Source organism: Nesterenkonia muleiensis (assembly GCF_003600155.1).
GTDB lineage: Bacteria > Actinomycetota > Actinomycetes > Actinomycetales > Micrococcaceae > Nesterenkonia > Nesterenkonia muleiensis.
In genome coordinates this window covers 327,711-344,846 of sequence record NZ_QWLD01000003.1, presented here as the reverse complement: position 1 = coordinate 344,846, position 17,136 = coordinate 327,711, and the positions used below count along the sequence as shown (strand labels likewise).

Annotated in this window: 14 protein-coding genes; 10 read left to right on the top strand and 4 right to left on the bottom strand. The window is 64.3% G+C overall.

Annotated elements, in window-relative coordinates; all coding sequences use genetic code 11:
• Positions 1 to 30: 30 nt before the first annotated feature.
• Both DVO78_RS01855 and ilvA read left to right on the top strand, forming a co-directional pair.
• Entirely contained in the window at positions 31 to 1,524 is a 1,494-nt protein-coding gene (locus tag DVO78_RS01855) for an AI-2E family transporter (RefSeq protein WP_120003086.1), read from the top strand.
• Positions 1,517 to 2,788: a threonine ammonia-lyase gene (gene ilvA, locus DVO78_RS01850; RefSeq protein WP_420799043.1), complete on the top strand. Its 1,272-nt coding sequence runs from the start codon at positions 1,517 to 1,519 to the stop codon at positions 2,786 to 2,788. The genes DVO78_RS01855 and ilvA overlap by 8 nt, the downstream gene beginning before the upstream one ends.
• A 99-nt stretch (positions 2,789 to 2,887) precedes the next feature.
• On the opposite strand, the gene greA is transcribed toward ilvA, so the two are convergent.
• Complete coding sequence (gene greA, locus DVO78_RS01845; protein WP_120003172.1) at positions 2,888 to 3,394, bottom strand: transcription elongation factor GreA; 507 nt, start codon at positions 3,392 to 3,394, stop codon at positions 2,888 to 2,890.
• A 128-nt stretch (positions 3,395 to 3,522) separates the two neighbouring features.
• Positions 3,523 to 3,960, bottom strand: coding sequence for a DUF4307 domain-containing protein (locus DVO78_RS01840; protein ID WP_120003085.1), 438 nt, complete (start codon positions 3,958 to 3,960; stop codon positions 3,523 to 3,525).
• A gap of 21 nt (positions 3,961 to 3,981) precedes the next feature.
• Here DVO78_RS01840 and mca point away from each other — a divergent pair, with 21 nt between their 5' ends.
• From mca to DVO78_RS01810, 6 genes are all read left to right on the top strand, one after another.
• Positions 3,982 to 4,992, top strand: a complete 1,011-nt coding sequence (mca, locus tag DVO78_RS01835; protein ID WP_120003171.1) for a mycothiol conjugate amidase Mca — start codon at positions 3,982 to 3,984, stop codon at positions 4,990 to 4,992.
• Between the two features lie 73 nt (positions 4,993 to 5,065).
• Entirely contained in the window at positions 5,066 to 5,437 is a 372-nt protein-coding gene (locus DVO78_RS01830; protein ID WP_120003084.1) for a hypothetical protein, read from the top strand.
• A gap of 97 nt (positions 5,438 to 5,534) precedes the next feature.
• Complete coding sequence (locus DVO78_RS01825) at positions 5,535 to 7,598, top strand: prolyl oligopeptidase family serine peptidase (protein ID WP_120003083.1); 2,064 nt, start codon at positions 5,535 to 5,537, stop codon at positions 7,596 to 7,598.
• A gap of 251 nt (positions 7,599 to 7,849) precedes the next feature.
• Complete coding sequence (locus tag DVO78_RS01820; RefSeq protein ID WP_120003082.1) at positions 7,850 to 8,296, top strand: hypothetical protein; 447 nt, start codon at positions 7,850 to 7,852, stop codon at positions 8,294 to 8,296.
• 52 nt (positions 8,297 to 8,348) lie between these two features.
• Positions 8,349 to 8,747: an endonuclease domain-containing protein gene (locus DVO78_RS01815; RefSeq protein ID WP_120003081.1), complete on the top strand. Its 399-nt coding sequence runs from the start codon at positions 8,349 to 8,351 to the stop codon at positions 8,745 to 8,747.
• Between the two features lie 116 nt (positions 8,748 to 8,863).
• On the top strand, positions 8,864 to 11,254 hold the full coding sequence (locus DVO78_RS01810) for a thioredoxin domain-containing protein (RefSeq protein ID WP_120003080.1): 2,391 nt from the start codon (positions 8,864 to 8,866) through the stop codon (positions 11,252 to 11,254).
• Positions 11,255 to 11,377: 123 nt separating this feature from the next.
• Here DVO78_RS01810 and trhA read toward each other — a convergent pair whose 3' ends face one another.
• Positions 11,378 to 12,097: a PAQR family membrane homeostasis protein TrhA gene (trhA, locus tag DVO78_RS01805; RefSeq protein WP_120003079.1), complete on the bottom strand. Its 720-nt coding sequence runs from the start codon at positions 12,095 to 12,097 to the stop codon at positions 11,378 to 11,380.
• Positions 12,098 to 12,153: 56 nt separating this feature from the next.
• A complete protein-coding gene (locus DVO78_RS01800) occupies positions 12,154 to 14,004 on the bottom strand; it encodes an OmpA family protein (RefSeq protein WP_157983806.1) in 1,851 nt (616 codons plus the stop codon).
• A gap of 291 nt (positions 14,005 to 14,295) precedes the next feature.
• Between DVO78_RS01800 and uppS the strand changes: the two genes are divergently transcribed.
• Complete coding sequence (uppS, locus tag DVO78_RS01795; protein ID WP_420799042.1) at positions 14,296 to 15,156, top strand: polyprenyl diphosphate synthase; 861 nt, start codon at positions 14,296 to 14,298, stop codon at positions 15,154 to 15,156.
• A 463-nt stretch (positions 15,157 to 15,619) separates the two neighbouring features.
• Positions 15,620 to 16,954, top strand: coding sequence for a PhoH family protein (locus DVO78_RS01790; RefSeq protein ID WP_238385099.1), 1,335 nt, complete (start codon positions 15,620 to 15,622; stop codon positions 16,952 to 16,954).
• The last annotated feature ends 182 nt before the right edge of the window (positions 16,955 to 17,136 follow it).

The window sequence follows — 17,136 nt, the reverse complement described above, 5'->3', positions numbered from 1 at the left end:
CCCCGTATATACCGTGACAAGATGGAGCCCATGAGCACTGGTTCAACACCGGAGAACACCAGCGAGTCCGTCACCACCGACGTTGCGGATCCCGCACCTGCGGAAGAATATGCGCCGGAAGGCGGGGAGCAGCTGCTGCCTTCGGCCAAGGAGCTGGACGATCAGCGTCTGCGTGAGGACATCCCGTGGGGCGTTCGGATCGCTGCCGAGTGGTCCTGGCGAATCATCATCATCCTGATCGCGCTCGGCGTGCTGGTCTGGCTGCTGAGCCACATCATGCTCATCCTGATCTCACTGGCGATCGCTGGACTTCTGGCCACCCTGCTGCGCCCGCTGTTCGCTCTCTTCCGCAAGATCAAATTCCCCCGCATCCTGGCGTCGATGACCTCCATCCTCGTCTTTCTGGCCGTCGTTGTCGGCATCCTCACCCTGGTGGGCAATGAGATTGTCTCCGGCTTCGCAGAGATGGCCGAGGATGTGCAAGACGGAATCTACGAAACCATCAACTGGGCCGATCAGACGCTACGGAACTTCGGGCTGGAGGTCTCCACCGAAGAGTTCAACCAGTGGATCGATGAGGTAGTGACCTGGGTCGAGGATAACTCCGAGGCCATCATGTCCGGTGCGGTCGGTGTAGGGTCGGTCGCCGGAAACATCGCCGTCGGCTCCATTCTGGTGCTGTTCACTCTCATCTTCTTCCTTTCCGACGGTCCGAAGATCTGGGACTTCCTGGTGCTCTTCGTTCCGGCCAAGCACCGTCCGGCCATCCACGGTGCCGGCCGCAGGGGTTGGACCTCGGTCGGCACATATATGCGCGTGCAGGTGTTCGTGGCCTTCGTGGACGCCGTCGGAATCGGCCTGGGCGCATGGATCCTGGACATCCCGTTGGCGCTTCCGATTGCGGTGCTGGTGTTCTTCGGCGGTTTCGTCCCCATTGTCGGTGCCGTGGTCACTGGCGCGGTGGCTGTGCTCCTTGCCCTGGTCGCTCATGATTTCCTGACCGCGCTGCTGATGTTGGGAGTGGTGCTTTTGGTCCAGCAGTTGGAGTCCAATGTGCTGCAGCCCATTGTGATGGGTAAGGCGGTCAAGCTGCATCCGCTGGCGGTGGTCATCGCGGTGACCGCGGGCACTACCCTGCTTGGGATCGTGGGAGCATTGTTCGCGGTGCCTGTGCTGGCCTTCATCAACCGGGTGACCCAGTACCTGAACAAGGAGGAGTGGCGCAACGATCAGCGAGCCTTGGACATGGAGCGCACCGTCAAAGAGGAAGCTCTTCGCCGGGCCGCGCACAAGGAGAAGATCGAGGCTGATGAGCAGGCCAGCATCGCGTCTCTGAGGCACCGACTCTTCGAGACCATCCCCGGACTGAATCCAGAGAGGCGCTCCTTCGGACGCCCCAGGAGCGATGAGACCGAAGGAGCGTCGGAGCAGACACCTGCCCCGGTGCCGGCGATGGAGCAGGACAGGAAGGACCCAGACTCCGGCCCGCAGGACGAGGACAAGGACGTCACCAAGAATGACTGACACTGTAGGCCGCATGATTCCTGGAGACCAGCTCAGCGTCCAGCTCAAGGACGTCCAGGAAGCCCGTGAGCTGCTGGGCGGGGTCATCGTGGATACCCCCATGGAACACTCCCGGGCATTGGGCAGGATGCTTGGGGCCACGGTGCACCTGAAGGCCGAGAACCTGCAGCGCGCAGGCTCTTTCAAAGTTCGCGGAGCATATGTGCGCATGGCCCGGCTCACCGAAGAGGAGAAGACCTCTGGCGTCGTCGCAGCCTCTGCCGGCAACCACGCGCAGGGTGTGGCGCTGGCGGCCAAGAAGCTGGGCGTCCGGGCAACGATCTATATGCCGCGCGGGGTCGCACTGCCCAAGCTTGCCGCGACTCGGGACCATGGGGCGGAGGTGGTGCTGTACGGCTCCAATGTGGATGAGGCGCTGGCTGAGGCCCAGCGGTTCTCCGACGAGTCTGGTGCGGTGTTTATCCACCCCTTCAACCACACCGATGTGGTGGCCGGGCAGGGAACCATCGGGCTGGAGATCTTGGAGCAGCAGCCCGACGTTGACACGGTGCTGATGGGCATCGGCGGTGGTGGTCTGCTGGCTGGGGCGGCGGTGGCCCTGAAGCAGGAGGCGGCCCGGCAGGGCCGGGAGATCAAACTCATCGGTGTCCAGGCGGAGAACGCCGCAGCCTATCCGCCCTCGCTGGCAGCTGATGCGCTGGTGCCGCTGCAGGCAGTGCGCACCATCGCCGACGGCATCGCTGTGGGCAGGCCCGGTGAGATCCCGTTCGAGATCATCAAGGAACTGGTCGACGATGTGGTCACGGTCAGCGAGGACGCCATTGCTAAGGCGCTGATCTTCCTGATGGAGCGCTCCAAACTGGTGGTGGAGCCGGCCGGAGCGGTCAGCGTGGCCGCGCTGATGGAAGGCAAACTGGCCGAACTCGGCATCGAACCCGCAAGCGTGGTCGCGGTGCTCTCCGGAGGGAACATCGACCCTATGCTGATGCTGCGGGTCATCCAGCACGGCCTCTCGGCTGCCGATCGGTTCCTGACGGTGAAGCTGATGCTCAAGGACAGGCCCGGAGAGCTCGCGGTGATCTCCCGGATCATCGCTGACACGGATGCCAACGTCATCGGGGTAGACCATTCGCGCATCGGCGGTGCACTGTCCATGGGGGACGTCTCCATCGTGATCAACATGGAGACCAAAGGCTCCGAGCACTCAGCCCTGGTGCTCAACTCCTTGCGTGCTGAGGGCTACGAACCCCTGGTGATGAACTAGGCAGTGCTGGTCCCCCGGCTCTCGGCGAGCCAACTGCTCGCCGTCACGCCTAAAGTCGGCTGCGTCGCTACGCTCCGAGCCTCATCAGCTGGCCTGTCGTCAGCCGGCGTAGGGGCGGGCGGAGAGGATCTCCACGGTGATATCGCTGCCGTTGGGCGCAGCGTAGCTGACCTGGTCGCCCTCCTTGGCACCGTTGATGGCTTCGCCCATAGGGGAAGCGTCGGAATAGACGGAGAGCTCGGTGTCTCCGGCGACCTCTCGGTTGCCGAAGAGGAACTCCATCTCCCGGCCGGCCACCTTGGCCTTGACCAGCATGCCAGGCTCCACCACGCCATCGTCCGGGGGAGTCCCGCCCACTCGGGCGTGGTCCAGCAGGTGGGAGAGGTAGGCGATGCGAGCCTCGATCTTTCCCTGCTCTTCCTTGGCCGCGTGGTAGCCGCCGTTCTCTTTCAGATCGCCCTCTTCGCGGGCAGAGGCAATCCGGTCAACGACCTCCTGGCGACCAGGGCCCTTGAGCTGCTCCAGCTCAGCCGACAGACGGTCGAAGGCCTCCTGGGACAGCCATTGGGAGTTTTCCTCGGCTTCGGCGGTGTTCGTTGACACGATGCTCTCCTCTTCCACTTGCAGATGACCCCCGGCTGATCTGGAGGGCCATCTAAATACAGACCCCGCCCGGGAGTTCCCTGGCGGGGTTGTTGCGTATTGGAACATCTTAGAGACGACGGCCCGTAATCTCAATCAACGAGCCAGCAGGAGTCCACGATTCCGGAGACCCCGCGGTACTCAGTGCGCAGCTCTGAGGTGTAGTACGCACTACGGTCCGCTGAGGTATTTCCCTCATGCGGATCGATGGTCACGATCCGCGACCCGACGATCGCATAGGAGCTGTCGAGCACCTGCAGCATGCACTGGGCAGTGTCGTCGAAATCTTTGGTCACCTCGAAGTCCACCGAGGCGCGTGTGTCAGAAACGATGGTGTAGCCGACGTCGTTGTACTCCAGCCGGCCCACATTCATGTTCACTGTGAACCAGACCGCAGTCCCCACCGCCACAACCAAGGCACCGATGATGGCGATCCTCTGCCGCCTGGGGGATAAACCGCGGCGGGGGGAGCCGTAGCGGTGGCCGAGGTCCTGGCGCTCACGTGAAGCAGTGGATTCAGTGTCTGTCATCAAGGACTATCCTAGATGTTCATGCGACAGACCACGCTTCCAGAAGCTGATTCTCAGGCCCAAGGTGTGCCCGCAGATGATCCGCGGGCGGAGATCGCAGCCGAGGAACTCCAGCGCCGGGCTCCTGACGGGCCAGGGGCAGTCCCTGACTCCACCGGCCTCCGGCTGTTGGCGGTGCACGCCCATCCAGATGATGAGTCCTCCAAGGGCGCGGCGATGATGGCCGCCTATGCGGAAGCCGGGGCCGAGGTCATGGTCGCCACGGCAACCGGGGGTGAGGCCGGCAGCCTGCTGAACCCCGCAGCGGCGGAGATTCATCAGTGCCACCGGGACCTTCCCGGTGTGCGCCGCATGGAGATGGCGGCGGCCGCTGAGACCCTGGGCATCCAGCATGTCTGGTTGGGCTTTGCTGACTCGGGGTTGCCAGAAGGCGACCCGACGCCGCCACTGCCGTTCGGGTCCTTCGCCACGCTGCCGCTGGAGCTGGCCACAGCCCCGCTGGTCAGGCTTGTCCGCGCTTTCCGCCCGCATGTGATCACCTGCTACGACGAATCCGGCGGCTACCCCCACCCGGATCACATCATGAGTCACAAGATCAGTCTGGAGGCCTACTACACCGCTGGCGACGCGGCGAAGTACCCCGGATGCGGTGAACCCTGGCAGCCGCAGAAACTCTACTACGACCGTGCCTTCAACCCCGGCCGGTTCAAGGCTCTGCATGAGGCGCTGACCGCCGCAGGCATCGAGTCCCCCTTCGGCGACAGGCTGGCCCGCTGGGACAACGAGCAGGAGCGCCCCGACTGGCTGACCACCCATGAGGTCACCACACAGGTGCCTGTGGGTGACTATCTCGAAGCCCGGGATGCTGCCCTCCGCGCTCACCGGACCCAGGTTGAGCCTGAGGGATTCTTCTTCGCCACCCCGAATGACTTCCTGCGCGAGGTCTGGCCCTACGATGACTTCGTGCTGGCAGACTCCGTGGTGGAGACCTCCATTCCCGAAGACGACCTGTTCGCCGGGCTGCGCGAGTGAGCCCTGGCCACCGTCACGCCTTGAAAGAGTCGGCTGCGGCTGTCGCACAGCTGGGACCGCGTAGAATAGCCCTGTGACGTTATTCTCCGATGCTCTGACACCCGCCCTGACCCAGTGGTGGCCGGGCGGTGGTGGTGGCGAGACTCCGCCGCTGCGGGAGGGGCTGACCGAATCGGACATCAGCCCGGGGATCGAGGGATTCCTGTTCACCATGCTGATCGTGGTCCTGGTCATCTTCGTGGTCCGGGATCTCGCCAAGCGCATGCGCCGGATGAAGTACCGCACCCAGGTGGAGGCCGAGCTGGCCGGCGAGGATCCGGACTTCCCCCACGAAGTCCAGCCCAGCGAGATCGCCCCGGCGGGCATCTCCGAGGCGCAGCAGCGGGCCCGCACTGCCGCGGCCGAAGCCCGCTTCGGTACGCCAGCATCTCGTGAGGACGCCTAGCAGCCACCAGGACTGCCGGATCATGTGCGTCATCCCGGCCGCGGGCTTGAAGCAGGCGGAGCGCTTCTGCCACTGAGCGCAGTTATAGGCTTGGTCTATGGTGACCTCACTTCCCTACGGTTCCTGGCCCTCCCTAATCTCCGCTGAGCAGCTGGCTACCGGCGGCAACCGGCTCGGCGGTCCGCAGTGGGTCGGTGACCAGCTGTGGTGGACCGAAGGCTTGGCCGCCGAAGGTGGGAGGCAGGCTATCGTGCGCACTGCCGGCCCGGTCGCCGAGCAGGCCGGAACCCCAGAGACCATCACGGTGCTGCCTGCGCCCTTCAACGCCCGCTCCCGGGTCCACGAGTACGGCGGAGCCTCCTGGACGGCCATAGCGCAAGACGACGCGGCCCCGCCCCTGATCCTGTTCGTCAATTTCGCCGACCAACGCATCTACCGCTTCCATGAGGGCGAGGGGCCCACACCCATCAGCCCGGCCGGCCCAGAGGCTGCCGCCCACGGTCCCTCGCTGCGTTGGGCCCAGCCGACCCGGGTGATGACCCTGGCCGGCAACACCCAAGAGGTCTGGTGGGTGTGCGAACGCCACCATGACAGCACCGATGACAACGGCGCGCCTCTGATTGAGCGATACATCGTCTCGGTGCCGATCGACGGGAGCGCGGCCGACGACGCCGCCGCCCTGAGGCACATCACGCCCTCCTCCCGTTTTGTGGCAGACCCCCAGATCTCACCCGATGGGTCCCGCCTGGCATGGATCAGCTGGGAGCATCCACAGATGCCCTGGGACGGGACTGCACTGCATATCGGCGAGCTGGCCGACCGGGGTGCGGGCGCCGTCGTGGTCAATGAGCACGTGGCAGAAGGAGACCTTTCCACCTCGGTGCTGAACCCCCGGTGGCTGAGCAGCCAGGAGCTGATCTATCTCTGCGACCGGTCCGGCTGGTGGAACCCCTGGAGGCTCCGAATGGGCGCAGCGCCGCAACAGGTGCTCAACGATGACCAGGAGTATGCCGGGCCGCTCTGGCAACTGGGGATGAGTTGGCTGGAGCCGCTGGATGGTGAGCGGATGCTCACAGTCCATGGCACAGCCATGGACAAGCTCGGTGTCTTGAACCTTGCCGATGGCAGTGTGGTTGAGCTCGGTCTTCCGCATACCGCCATTGCCTCAGTCGCCTGTAGGGAGGACGGGCTGCTTGCCGTCCACGGAGTGGAAGCTGATGAGTTCGCTGCCATCAGCTCAGCACAGCTGACCACCGGCCAAAACCCCTCAGGCCCTGTGCTGGGGCCGCTGAACACGGTGCGCTCATCCCGCCGCGATGTCCCGGACCCCGGCCTGCTGCCCACGCCCGAGCCGATCACCGTGGTGGACCGCGCCGGGCAGGAGGTCCATGCAGTGGTGTACCGGCCCCACCAAGAGGGATACACCGGGGTCGCAGGAGAGCTGCCACCGTTCATCGCGCAGGTGCACGGCGGGCCCACCGGCAAGGCCGCTGTGGGGCTGTCGCTGGCGGTGGCCTACTACACCAGCCGTGGGATCGGCGTGGTGGACATCAACTATGGAGGGTCCACCGGATTCGGGCGCGCCTACCGTGACCGGCTCAAAGGCCAGTGGGGCGTGGTGGACGTGGAGGACACGGTGGCGGTGATGGAGCACCTGGTAGAGCAGGGGATCGCCGATGGGAACCGGCTGGGAATCGAGGGCGGCTCCGCCGGCGGGTGGACCACATTGGCCTGCCTGACCCGCACTGAGACCTTCAGCGCCGGGGTCTCACAGTTCGGCGTGGCCGACGTCGTCGCACTGGCCCAGGACACCCACGACTTCGAATCCCGCTATCTGGACCAGCTCATCGGCCGCTATCCGGAGGATGAGCACATCTACCGTGAGCGGGCGCCGCTGAACCATGTGGACTCACTGTCCTGCCCAGTGCTGCTGCTCCAGGGCGATGAGGATCCGATCGTGCCGCCGAACCAAGCTGAGACGTTCCGCGATGCGATGGCGGCCAAGGGCATCCCCCATGCCTACCTGCTGTTCCAGGGGGAGCAACACGGTTTTCGCAAGGCAGAGAACATCATTGCCAGCTTCGAGGCTGCGCTGAGCTTCTACGGCCAGGTCTTCGGCTTCGACACCCCAGGTATTCCGCGGCTTGAGCTGAACAGATGACCCCCGGCGCGACTGTCAGCATCCCCGCTTAGCCGTCCCTTGAGCGCCGAGTGCAGGAATCTCTCCGCCCAGCACCGACGGAGGCGGAGAGATTCTGCCATTCGGTGACGTCGACTCAAAAATCCGCGGAACCTTTCCACAACGAAAAGTTATCTATTGAGTCCAAACATTATTTAATGAAAATTACAAGGTATGGCACGAGCCCGAGAGCTTCCAAAACCCCTGCGGCACCAAGGGTTCACCTGCGACAGTTGAAAGTACACGGTGAGCATCCCAGCCGTGCGTGGCGAACCGACATCGTCCGGCTCGGCTCAGGAGTTTATGCACACCGTGACATCGCCGCCGGTGCCAGCGAAGTCCACCTCTATCGGCTGCGAGCCCTGGCCCTGGCGCGGGAGTACCGCCACGCTTGGCTCTCTCACTCCACAGCTCTGCTGCTTCTTGACTGTCCCGTGACACGCCGCGTGCAGCGGGACTCCCCGGTCCACATCAGTGTTCCGGTCAGTTGTGCTGAGATTACTCGCTCAGGGGTGCGGTGCCATCGTGTTCAGAGCGGGGGAGAGGATGTGATGAAGCATCCGCTGATCAGATGGCTGCGCATCAGCTCACCCGGACGCCTGTGGATGGAGATGGCGTCCACCCTCGGTCTTGAGGAGCTCGTGGCCGCTGGCGATTCTTTGGTCAGAGAACCCTACTAACTGGGCCGAACGACGCCAGGAACCGTACACCACGGTCGAGAACCTCCAAGAGATGCTTCGCGATGCAGGCGGAAGGCGTGGTGTGCGCAGAGCGCGGAAGGCTCTAGAGCTCATTCGCGTGGGCGCCGACTCGGCCAAGGAGACCGCTTTCCGCTTGGCAGTCATCGACGCCGGACTGCCGGAGCCGGAGCTTCAGGTGCCAGTTGAGCCCAGACGGCCAGGTGGCCGCCGGGCAGACGCCGGGTATCCCGAGTACAAAATTGCGATTCAGTACGACGGTTCCTCGCACTTTACTCCGGACCGTGCCCGTGCTGACCAGCGCCGGGACAACGAATTCGTCGCTGCAGGCTGGACGGTGCTGAAGTTCAACGTGGAGGACGACCGTGAAGGATTCGCCACGGCCATCCAGCAGCTCAAGGTGGCATTACTGAGCCGCGGATGGTGCCCCTGAACCGCCGAGTGCCAGATTCTCTCCGCCTGGCACAGACGGAGGCGGCGATAATCCAGCACTCGGTGACATCCTGACCCGTCATGCTCTGTTCCAGCTGCAGTTGTTAGCGTGGAGTGATGGCACAGCGTCTGAGCACCGCACCATCGGCCTACTTGCGTCAGCACGCCGAGAACCCGGTGGATTGGTGGCCCTGGGGGAGCGAGGCCTTCGCCGAGGCGGAGCGTCGGGACGTTCCGGTGTTCGTCTCGATCGGCTACGCCGCCTGCCACTGGTGTCATGTCATGGCTCATGAGAGCTTCGAGGACTATGACGTCGCAGCCCTCCTCAATGAGCGTTTCGTCAGCATCAAGGTGGACCGCGAAGAGCATCCCGATGTCGACGACGCCTATATGGCAGTGACTCAGGCCATGACCGGCCAAGGGGGCTGGCCGATGAGTGTGTTCACACTCCCTGACGGCAGGGCCTTCCACACCGGCACCTACTTTCCGCCGCAGCGTACGGGCCAGGTCCCTTCCTTCACTGAGGTGCTCCATGCCGTGGATCAGGCTTGGACCCAGCGTCGCGAACAGGTGGAGGAACAGGCCGGCAAAATCTCCCAAGCCCTGGGGCAGCAGCGGCGCCGGCAGGCCGAGCTCGCTACAGCGGTACAGACCGGGAACGACGACCGATTGAGCCGAGCGAAGGGCCGAGTTCCCCCGGAGCACTCGGAGGCGGCTGAAGACAGTGCGGGTGCTAGCGCGAACGACTCGGCACCTGGCAGAACCCCGGTGGATCTCACCGAGCTCACCGGCCAGGTGCTGGCTGCTCTCGTAGCGCAAGAGGATTCGGTGCATGGTGGCTTCGGGCAGGCACCGAAATTCCCGCCTTCGCCGCTGCTGGGCTGGCTGCTCGAGGAGTCGGCTTGGGTGCTGAGCGGTGAGGGGCGTGCCGCTGATCCGGACCAGCAGGATGACCGCGCTGGCGGAATCGCGGTGCACACCATGGAGTCGATGGCCCGTTCCGCGCTGTTGGACCAGGTGGAGGGCGGTTTCGCCCGGTACGCCACAGACCGGGCCTGGTGCCTGCCGCATTTCGAGAAGATGCTCTACGACAACGCCCAGCTGCTGGGCAGCTACGCCAGGCTCTCGGTGCATCCGGCCGCAGATCCTGAGACTCAGGACAACGCCGCACGCACAGCCCGGATGACCATCGACTGGCTGCGGGCCCGAATGCTGACCGAGCAGGGACTGTTGGCCTCCTCGTTGGACGCCGACACGGTGGGGGAGGACGGCATCCGGACCGAAGGTGCCACCTATCTGTTCAGTGACGAGCAGCTCGCCGAAGCCGCCCAGGACGTGGGCCTCAGCCTGGCGGAGGCTCAGCGACTGGCCGAGCTGAACCGCGGAGTGCCAGCTGATGAGCATGCGCTGCGGGCAGGGGCTCCGCTGAACATCACCGCGCAGACGCCACGCACTCTGCACTTCGACGAGCCGCTCTCCGGTACTGATCTTCAGCTGTGGGAGGCCGCGCTGCCGAGGCTGAGGGAAATCCGCAGTGCCAGACACCAGCCGGGCAGGGATGACAAAGTGGTCGCCGCCTGGAACGCACAAGCGGTCCGGTCCCTGGCCGACGCCGCGGCCCTGTGGAACGATCCGCAGCTGCTGCACTTCGCTGAGGCGGTTGCCGAGCAGCTCTGGGAGGTTCATGCAGAGACCCACCGATCAGACCCGCCCAAGGACGCTAGAGGCACAGTCAATGAGCTGCGCGCAGGATACAGCAGCGTCCAGGGTCAGTCAGGGGTCTCGACCACCATCTACCGGACTTCCTATGGTGGCCGCCGGGGGAACGGAGCAGGGACATTGGCCGACCATGCGCAGGTCACCAGCATGTGCGTGGCACTGGCCAGCGCCGGCGCCGACGGACACACATGGCTCGACCGTGCCGCCAGTGTGCTGCGATTCGTGCTCAACGAGTTCATCACCGCCAGCGCGGAGGGCATCACCGTGCTCGATTCGCTGGATACCGATGGGCTGCTCACCCATGCACAGGGAGGCGATGCACATGCCACACCTGTCGACGGTCCCGAGCCCAGCGGCATCGCAACCTTGGCTCAGGCGCTCCAGCAAGCCGAAGGCGCAGGCCTGATGATGGACCTGCCCTGGGTCAAGCCGCCCAGGCATCCGGAGCGTCCGAACGCATGGGAGCCGCTGCGTCCCGGGGACCTTCTCCGTCACCTGCCGCTGATCGGTCCCCAGGCTCCATTAGCGGTCGGTGGATCGCTGCTGGCCGCGCGCCGCGCCGCTCAAGGCTCACCGGCGTTCCGGTTCATGAGCGGGAAAGCCGAAGACCTGGCAGAAGTCAGGCGTGCAGGCATCCTGCTCGGGATCGCCGTGGAGCCGCTGGGGCAGGACGCCGTCGTCGGCCCTGACCAGCAGCTGCAGGTGAGCATCTGTCTCAACGGTGAGTCCGGCGGGATGTGTCTGGCCCCAGCACCGTCAATCGGGGCCGCTCTGGAGGGTCTCAGATGAGCAGCCCGAACGTGAATCCCCGCGCCGGCCCTTAAGAAATTACGGGGCGTTCCGGCAGGCACCGGCCCCGTGGCGCCTCACCGGGCGAGTGGGCACTTGCCGGTGATCGCGCGGGGGTGTCGTTCAGAGTATCCCGAACAGAATCGCGATGTAGTGGCAGATGAACCCGACTAAGGTGCAGGCGTGGAAGAGTTCGTGGAAGCCGAACCAGTGCAGTGAGATGTTCGGCCGCTTCAGCGCGTAGAACACCGCCCCGGTGATGTAGGCCGCTCCTCCTGCGCAGATCAGGACTGCGGCGGTGACGTCAGCGGAGAAGAAATCACCGATGAACCAGACCGCGGCCAGTCCCAGCACAATGTAGAACATGGTGTACAGCCAGCGTGGCGCATCGGTCCAGAACAGTCGGAAGGCCACACCGCCCAGCGCTCCGATCCACACCCCGGAGAGCAGGATGGTGCGCGCCGGATCCTCCAGCAGGGCCAAAGTCAGCGGCGTGTAGGTCCCGGCGATGATCAGCAGGATGTTGGTGTGGTCCAGCCGTTTGAGCAGCCTGGCTGTCCGTGGCGACCAGCGGCCCAGGTGATAGGTGGCCGAGACCGAGAACAGCAGCAGCCCGGTGATGGCGTAGACCGCCGAGGCGATCTGCAGCTGCAGGGTGGGGGAGAGCGCGACGACGGCGATCCCGGCCGCAATCGCCAGCGGCACCATACCCGCGTGCAGCCAGCCGCGCAGCCGCGGCTTCAGCGGAACCTCAGAGTCGAAGAGTCGGTCGGCCGGGGCGACGCCGCCGGTAGGCTGTGCACTGCCAGCCGCTGCGGGATCGTCTGTGGTGTTCTCGACCATATTCCTAGTGTAAAACGCCAAGTGACCAGCTAGTAATAAGAGCCGTGAGCTTGGGCTCAGTCCTCGTTCTCGTCCACAGTGTCATCCTCGGCGCCGCTGTCGATGTCATCTTCTTCATCATCAGCTTCCACTGAGCTGAGGTCCTCGACGGGCACTTCGGTGAAGCGGAACGGGTCGCTGTAGGGGCGGTAGGCATGCTCTGTCTCGCCGGGGACGTCGATGGTCACTGTGTCACCGGGGATATTGGGCCAGATGACTGTCGCCGTTGCTCGGGTGCCAACTCCGGCAGGCGCATCGTAGCCGAAGCCGCGGTCTGTCAGCGGCATGTACCACGGGTGGTCCCCTTCGACGACCTCTCCATCGCCTTCGATCTCTACGTAGTCGGTTGCGCCGTACTCTAAGGGGAAGATTCGCTGGTTCCCAATCAGCAGGGTCAGCGCGTCGGTCTGGGTGCCCGGGTTGAAGACATTGTCATGATCTTCCCGGGCGCCGGTCTCGCCGAAACTGACCGGCCATGCCAGAGCGCCGGCGCCATCGGTCTCCTCGGGCAGATCGGTCACCTCCACGCTGACCCGGCCCACTAGAACCTCACCTGTCCTGTATACCTCTTCCACGGTGATTTCGGAGGCGCGGCCATCGGCTGCAGTGACGGTCAGCGGCTCGTCGGCCTGACCTACTGGCCCTTGAGGAGCCGGCATGTCTCCGCTGTCTCCGGGACCTTCCAGATCTTCGAACTCCCCGGGCTCCGGGGGCGTGAAGTGGAGCTCTACGCGGCGGTTGGCCTGCCGACCTTCCTCGGTGTCATTGCTGGCGATAGGTTCGCGCAGACTGCGGCCCTCGGTCGAGACCTCGTCGAATGCTGAAAGATCGGTCAGCTCACCAAGCTGCTGATGAACTGCCTCAGCCCGGTTCTCCGAGAGCGTCTGGTTGTAGTCCTCGGTGTCGATATTGTCCGTGTGACCGACAATCTGGAGTTCACCACCCGAAGCGCGCTCGAGCTCTTCGGCTGCGGAGGCCAGCGCCTCCTCGGCGTCGTCGCGGATCGTATACTCATCAGAGTCGAAGAGGACCTCGGCGTCCAAGGTGATGACGGACTCCCCGCCCTCCTCGCGGATGTTGATATCACCGCCGGCGCGCTCGCGGTAAATATCCAGCGGGAATTCGTTGTGGAGGATGAGTTCAAATGGCTCCTCCGACTGTCCATAGGTGAGGTAATCCTGCGGTGAGACCTCCGCACGGTCCACGATCCCCACATCTTCGACCAGCCCCACATAGGGCAGCAGTACCGAGATGCTGTCGGTTCCGGGGTCGGTATAGATGGCTGCCCAACGGAGCGGACCCTCACCGGCCGAGGCGATAGGACCCTCGACATCGGCCGCCATCTCCCCCAGTGTTTCAGTGGCCACTCCATTGGGGTAGTACAGGAATTCGGGATCCCGCGGATCGAAGAGCCTCACCTCAGCGGGAGCTGTGCCGTACTGATCGAGAGCGAACTCGCCGTCCTCACTGACAACCTCATAGGTCATATGTCCGGAGATGTAGTCATCCCCCTCGAACGAGTCCCGCATGAAGGGATCGATGGTGACTTCAATATCGACGTCCTGCTCATTGACGAAGTCCCAGACTCTCTGCTGGACCACGACGGGTTCGCTCAGGTCACGCTCCGGCTCCTCGCGATTTCCGGCGTCGGCGTCGCTGTTCCCGTGGTCATCAGTCGCCTCATCCTCGTCGTCCTGGGATCCTTCCTCAGCACCGGTATTGCCTTCTCCGGCAGCGGCGGTTGGCTCAACCTCCTCGAAGGAGGCCTGCTCTTCCTCAGGTGCGCAGGCAATCAGCGCCAGTGCGGCCACAAGTCCCAGGCTTGTCACCATTCTGTGGCGAGTGGGCCGATCAGTGGTGGTACTCATGATTGTCCTCATCGTGTCGCTGATATTGATACCTGTGAGTCGTCAGAGGATGGCGATTGGTTGCACAGTGCCCCAACCTTTTTCTGTCCTTTAATGTGACAAGTGTGGTGAGGCCACCGAAGGTGTTCTGGTGAGCCGTTCTCCCGGGGGCAGATCCTTTCCCTTCCCCTGTTCAGCACCTTGGCACAGCGTCCTTATGACGTCAACGCCTTTCGCCGGCGATAGCCGATCCTGATGATCGGGCCGGATTTATCGAGGTACCGTTGGCGTTCATCCCCTACAGTGGAGCACGTGAACGGACGCGGACCCCTCAAACGCTCGCTGCTCGGGCTGACTGATGTGGCCTATGCCGTCTATGAGCGCAGACTTCGTGCCGAGCTCAAGGACGACCGAATCCCGCAGCACATCGGTGTCATGGTCGACGGCAACCGGCGGTGGGCCAAGCTGGCCGGGACCCCCACGGCGGACGGGCACCGGGCCGGGGCTGACAAGATCGTGGAGTTCATCGGCTGGTGTGCCGAGGTCGGAATCCCCACAGTGACCCTCTACATGCTCTCCACCGACAATATGAACCGCTCCGAGGCTGAGCTGGAGCAGCTGATGGAGATCATCGGCGACACCCTGGACCGACTCGCAGAGTCCAAGCCAGGGGGGCGTCCAGTGCGGGTGCATCCGGTGGGTCAGCCGGAGCTGCTGCCTGAACCTCTGGCCACCAAGCTCTGGGACGTCACCACCGCCACCGGGGCGATCCCGCTGGTCAATGCCGAGGATCTGAGCGCTGAGAACCAGCCGAGCAGTGACGAGCCCTGCGTCCACGTCAACGTGGCGGTGGGATATGGCGGCCGCCAGGAAATTGTGGATGCGGTCAAAGACCTGCTCCGGGACGCTGGTAAACGCGGCAAGACCCTCGCTGAGGTGACCGAGGAGCTCACTCCAGGGGCGATTGGCGACTGGCTCTACACCCGGGGCCAGCCAGATCCGGACCTGATCATCCGCACCTCCGGCGAGCAGCGCCTCTCCGGGTTCCTGATGTGGCAGTCGGCCTACTCTGAGTTCTATTTCGCAGAGGCGCTCTGGCCCGACTTCCGCCGTGTGGACTTCCTGCGCGCCCTCCGTGACTACGCCAACCGGCAGCGCCGTTTCGGCGCCTGAGCGGTGTTGGCCCCGGGGCCGGCACCGCCGGGACACCCCTGTCCCGAGTGCACTGGCCGCGGCCTTGACGTCTGAAGCTGTCCCGCGGCGTCGTCGTACTCCCTGTCAGCCATTGTTTACTCAGATGTCACATACGCTTCGGTGTTTCGCCCCGGTCTGCGGCATCTGTGGGTCTAGATTGGGGATTGTCAGAACACTGACCGGAAGGCCCATAGCTTGACGCCACAAGGCAGAGGGGGCCGGCTCGGTCCCTGGCCGCCGAACTGGCTGAGGGCCTGCCGACCACCATCCGAGAATCGTTGCGGGGATGCACAAGGTCCTGCAGCCGAGTACGAGGATGACTGCGCCGAGGAATTCGACGACGCGGTCTCCGAGGACTGCTCAGCTGTGGGGCCTTTTCTGCACTCCGCTCGGAAAACCCCCGTCTGGAGAAACTGTGGCCTCCTTGAACACCACCCCTGATATTGCCGAGGACCTTGAGACCGCTGTGGCGGTTGAGCTGGCGCAGAAGTCCTATGTGTTGGACACCTCGGTGCTGCTCTCCGACCCCAAGGCGGTGCTGCGCTTCGCCGAGCACGAGATCATCATCCCGATTGTGGTGATCTCCGAACTGGAGAAGAAGCGCCACGACTCGGAGCTGGGCTACTACGCCCGCTCCGCCCTGCGGCTGCTGGACGAACTGCGGGTCAACCACGGGGCCTTGAACCAGCCGATCCCGCTCAACGAGCGCGGCGGCCACCTGCTGGTGGAGCTCAACCACATCAATGAGAACGTGCTGCCGGCCGGATTCCGCCAGGGCGACAACGACTCCCGCATCCTGGCGGTGGCCAAGAGCTTCGCCGACGAGGGTCGCGATGTCACTGTGGTCTCCAAGGACCTGCCGATGCGGGTGAAGGCCTCTGCCATGGGTCTGGACGCCGATGAGTACCGCAATGAGTGGGTGGCCGATTCCGGATGGACCGGTCTTGCCCAGATCACCGCCACCGAGGAGCAGGTCTCGGAACTCTACGAAGGAGAACGGATTGAGCTCGACGCCGCCGACGACCTTCCCACCAATACCGGCCTGGTCATCTCCTCCGGCCACGGCTCCGCACTGGGCCGGGTGAAGGTCGACGCCACCTCGAAGAAGCACGTGCAGGTCGTCCGCGGGGACAGAGAGGTCTTCGGGCTCCACGGTCGGTCTGCCGAGCAGCGGCTGGCCATCGACATGCTGATGGACCGCGAGATCGGGATCGTGTCCATGGGCGGCCGTGCCGGCACCGGCAAATCGGCCCTGGCGCTCTGCGCCGGGCTGGAGGCGGTGTTGGAGCGCCGCGAGCACAAGAAGATCATCGTCTTCCGGCCGCTCTACGCAGTGGGAGGACAGGAGCTGGGATACCTGCCTGGCACAGAAGCTGAGAAGATGAATCCTTGGGGGCAGGCGGTCTACGACACCCTGGGGGCGCTTGTCTCTGAGAACGTGCTCGAGGAGGTCATGGCCCGCGGGCTGCTGGAGGTGCTGCCGCTGACCCATATCCGCGGCCGTTCCCTCCATGATGCTTGGGTGATTGTCGACGAGGCGCAGTCGTTGGAGAAGAACGTGCTGCTGACGGTGATGTCCAGGATGGGCCAGAACTCCAAGATCGTGCTCACCCACGACGTCGCCCAGCGCGACAACCTGCGGGTGGGCCGGCACGACGGCGTGGCCGCCGTGGTCGAGATTCTCAAGGGCAACCCGCTCTTCGGCCACATCACCCTGACCCGCTCTGAGCGCTCGCGGATCGCCGCCCTGGTCACCGAGCTGCTCGAAGAGGGGTGATCCGCAGATCTTCACATCGCCCACGTGTGGTGAGCCTCCGTGCGCTTGGGCTAATCCGCCCCGCGACGGCGACAGATTACTCCATGGACTGTGGTTGTAGGTGACTGCCAGGTGCGCTGAAGATCAGGTGTGGAGTGCACAGCGAGGACTTAACATGTGATTTCGATGAAAGCATCCTGAGC

What these genes read in the sequence shown, in the direction of transcription:
- DVO78_RS01855 (WP_120003086.1), top strand. Translation starts at nt 31, where the DNA reads ATGAGCACTGGTTCAACACCGGAGAACACCAGCGAGTCCGTCACCACC.
- ilvA (WP_420799043.1), top strand. Translation starts at nt 1,517, where the DNA reads ATGACTGACACTGTAGGCCGCATGATTCCTGGAGACCAGCTCAGCGTC.
- DVO78_RS01840 (WP_120003085.1), bottom strand. Translation starts at nt 3,960, where the DNA reads ATGACAGACACTGAATCCACTGCTTCACGTGAGCGCCAGGACCTCGGC.
- mca (WP_120003171.1), top strand. Translation starts at nt 3,982, where the DNA reads ATGCGACAGACCACGCTTCCAGAAGCTGATTCTCAGGCCCAAGGTGTG.
- DVO78_RS01825 (WP_120003083.1), top strand. Translation starts at nt 5,535, where the DNA reads ATGGTGACCTCACTTCCCTACGGTTCCTGGCCCTCCCTAATCTCCGCT.
- DVO78_RS01815 (WP_120003081.1), top strand. Translation starts at nt 8,349, where the DNA reads ATGCTTCGCGATGCAGGCGGAAGGCGTGGTGTGCGCAGAGCGCGGAAG.
- DVO78_RS01810 (WP_120003080.1), top strand. Translation starts at nt 8,864, where the DNA reads ATGGCACAGCGTCTGAGCACCGCACCATCGGCCTACTTGCGTCAGCAC.
- trhA (WP_120003079.1), bottom strand. Translation starts at nt 12,097, where the DNA reads ATGGTCGAGAACACCACAGACGATCCCGCAGCGGCTGGCAGTGCACAG.
- DVO78_RS01800 (WP_157983806.1), bottom strand. Translation starts at nt 14,004, where the DNA reads ATGAGTACCACCACTGATCGGCCCACTCGCCACAGAATGGTGACAAGC.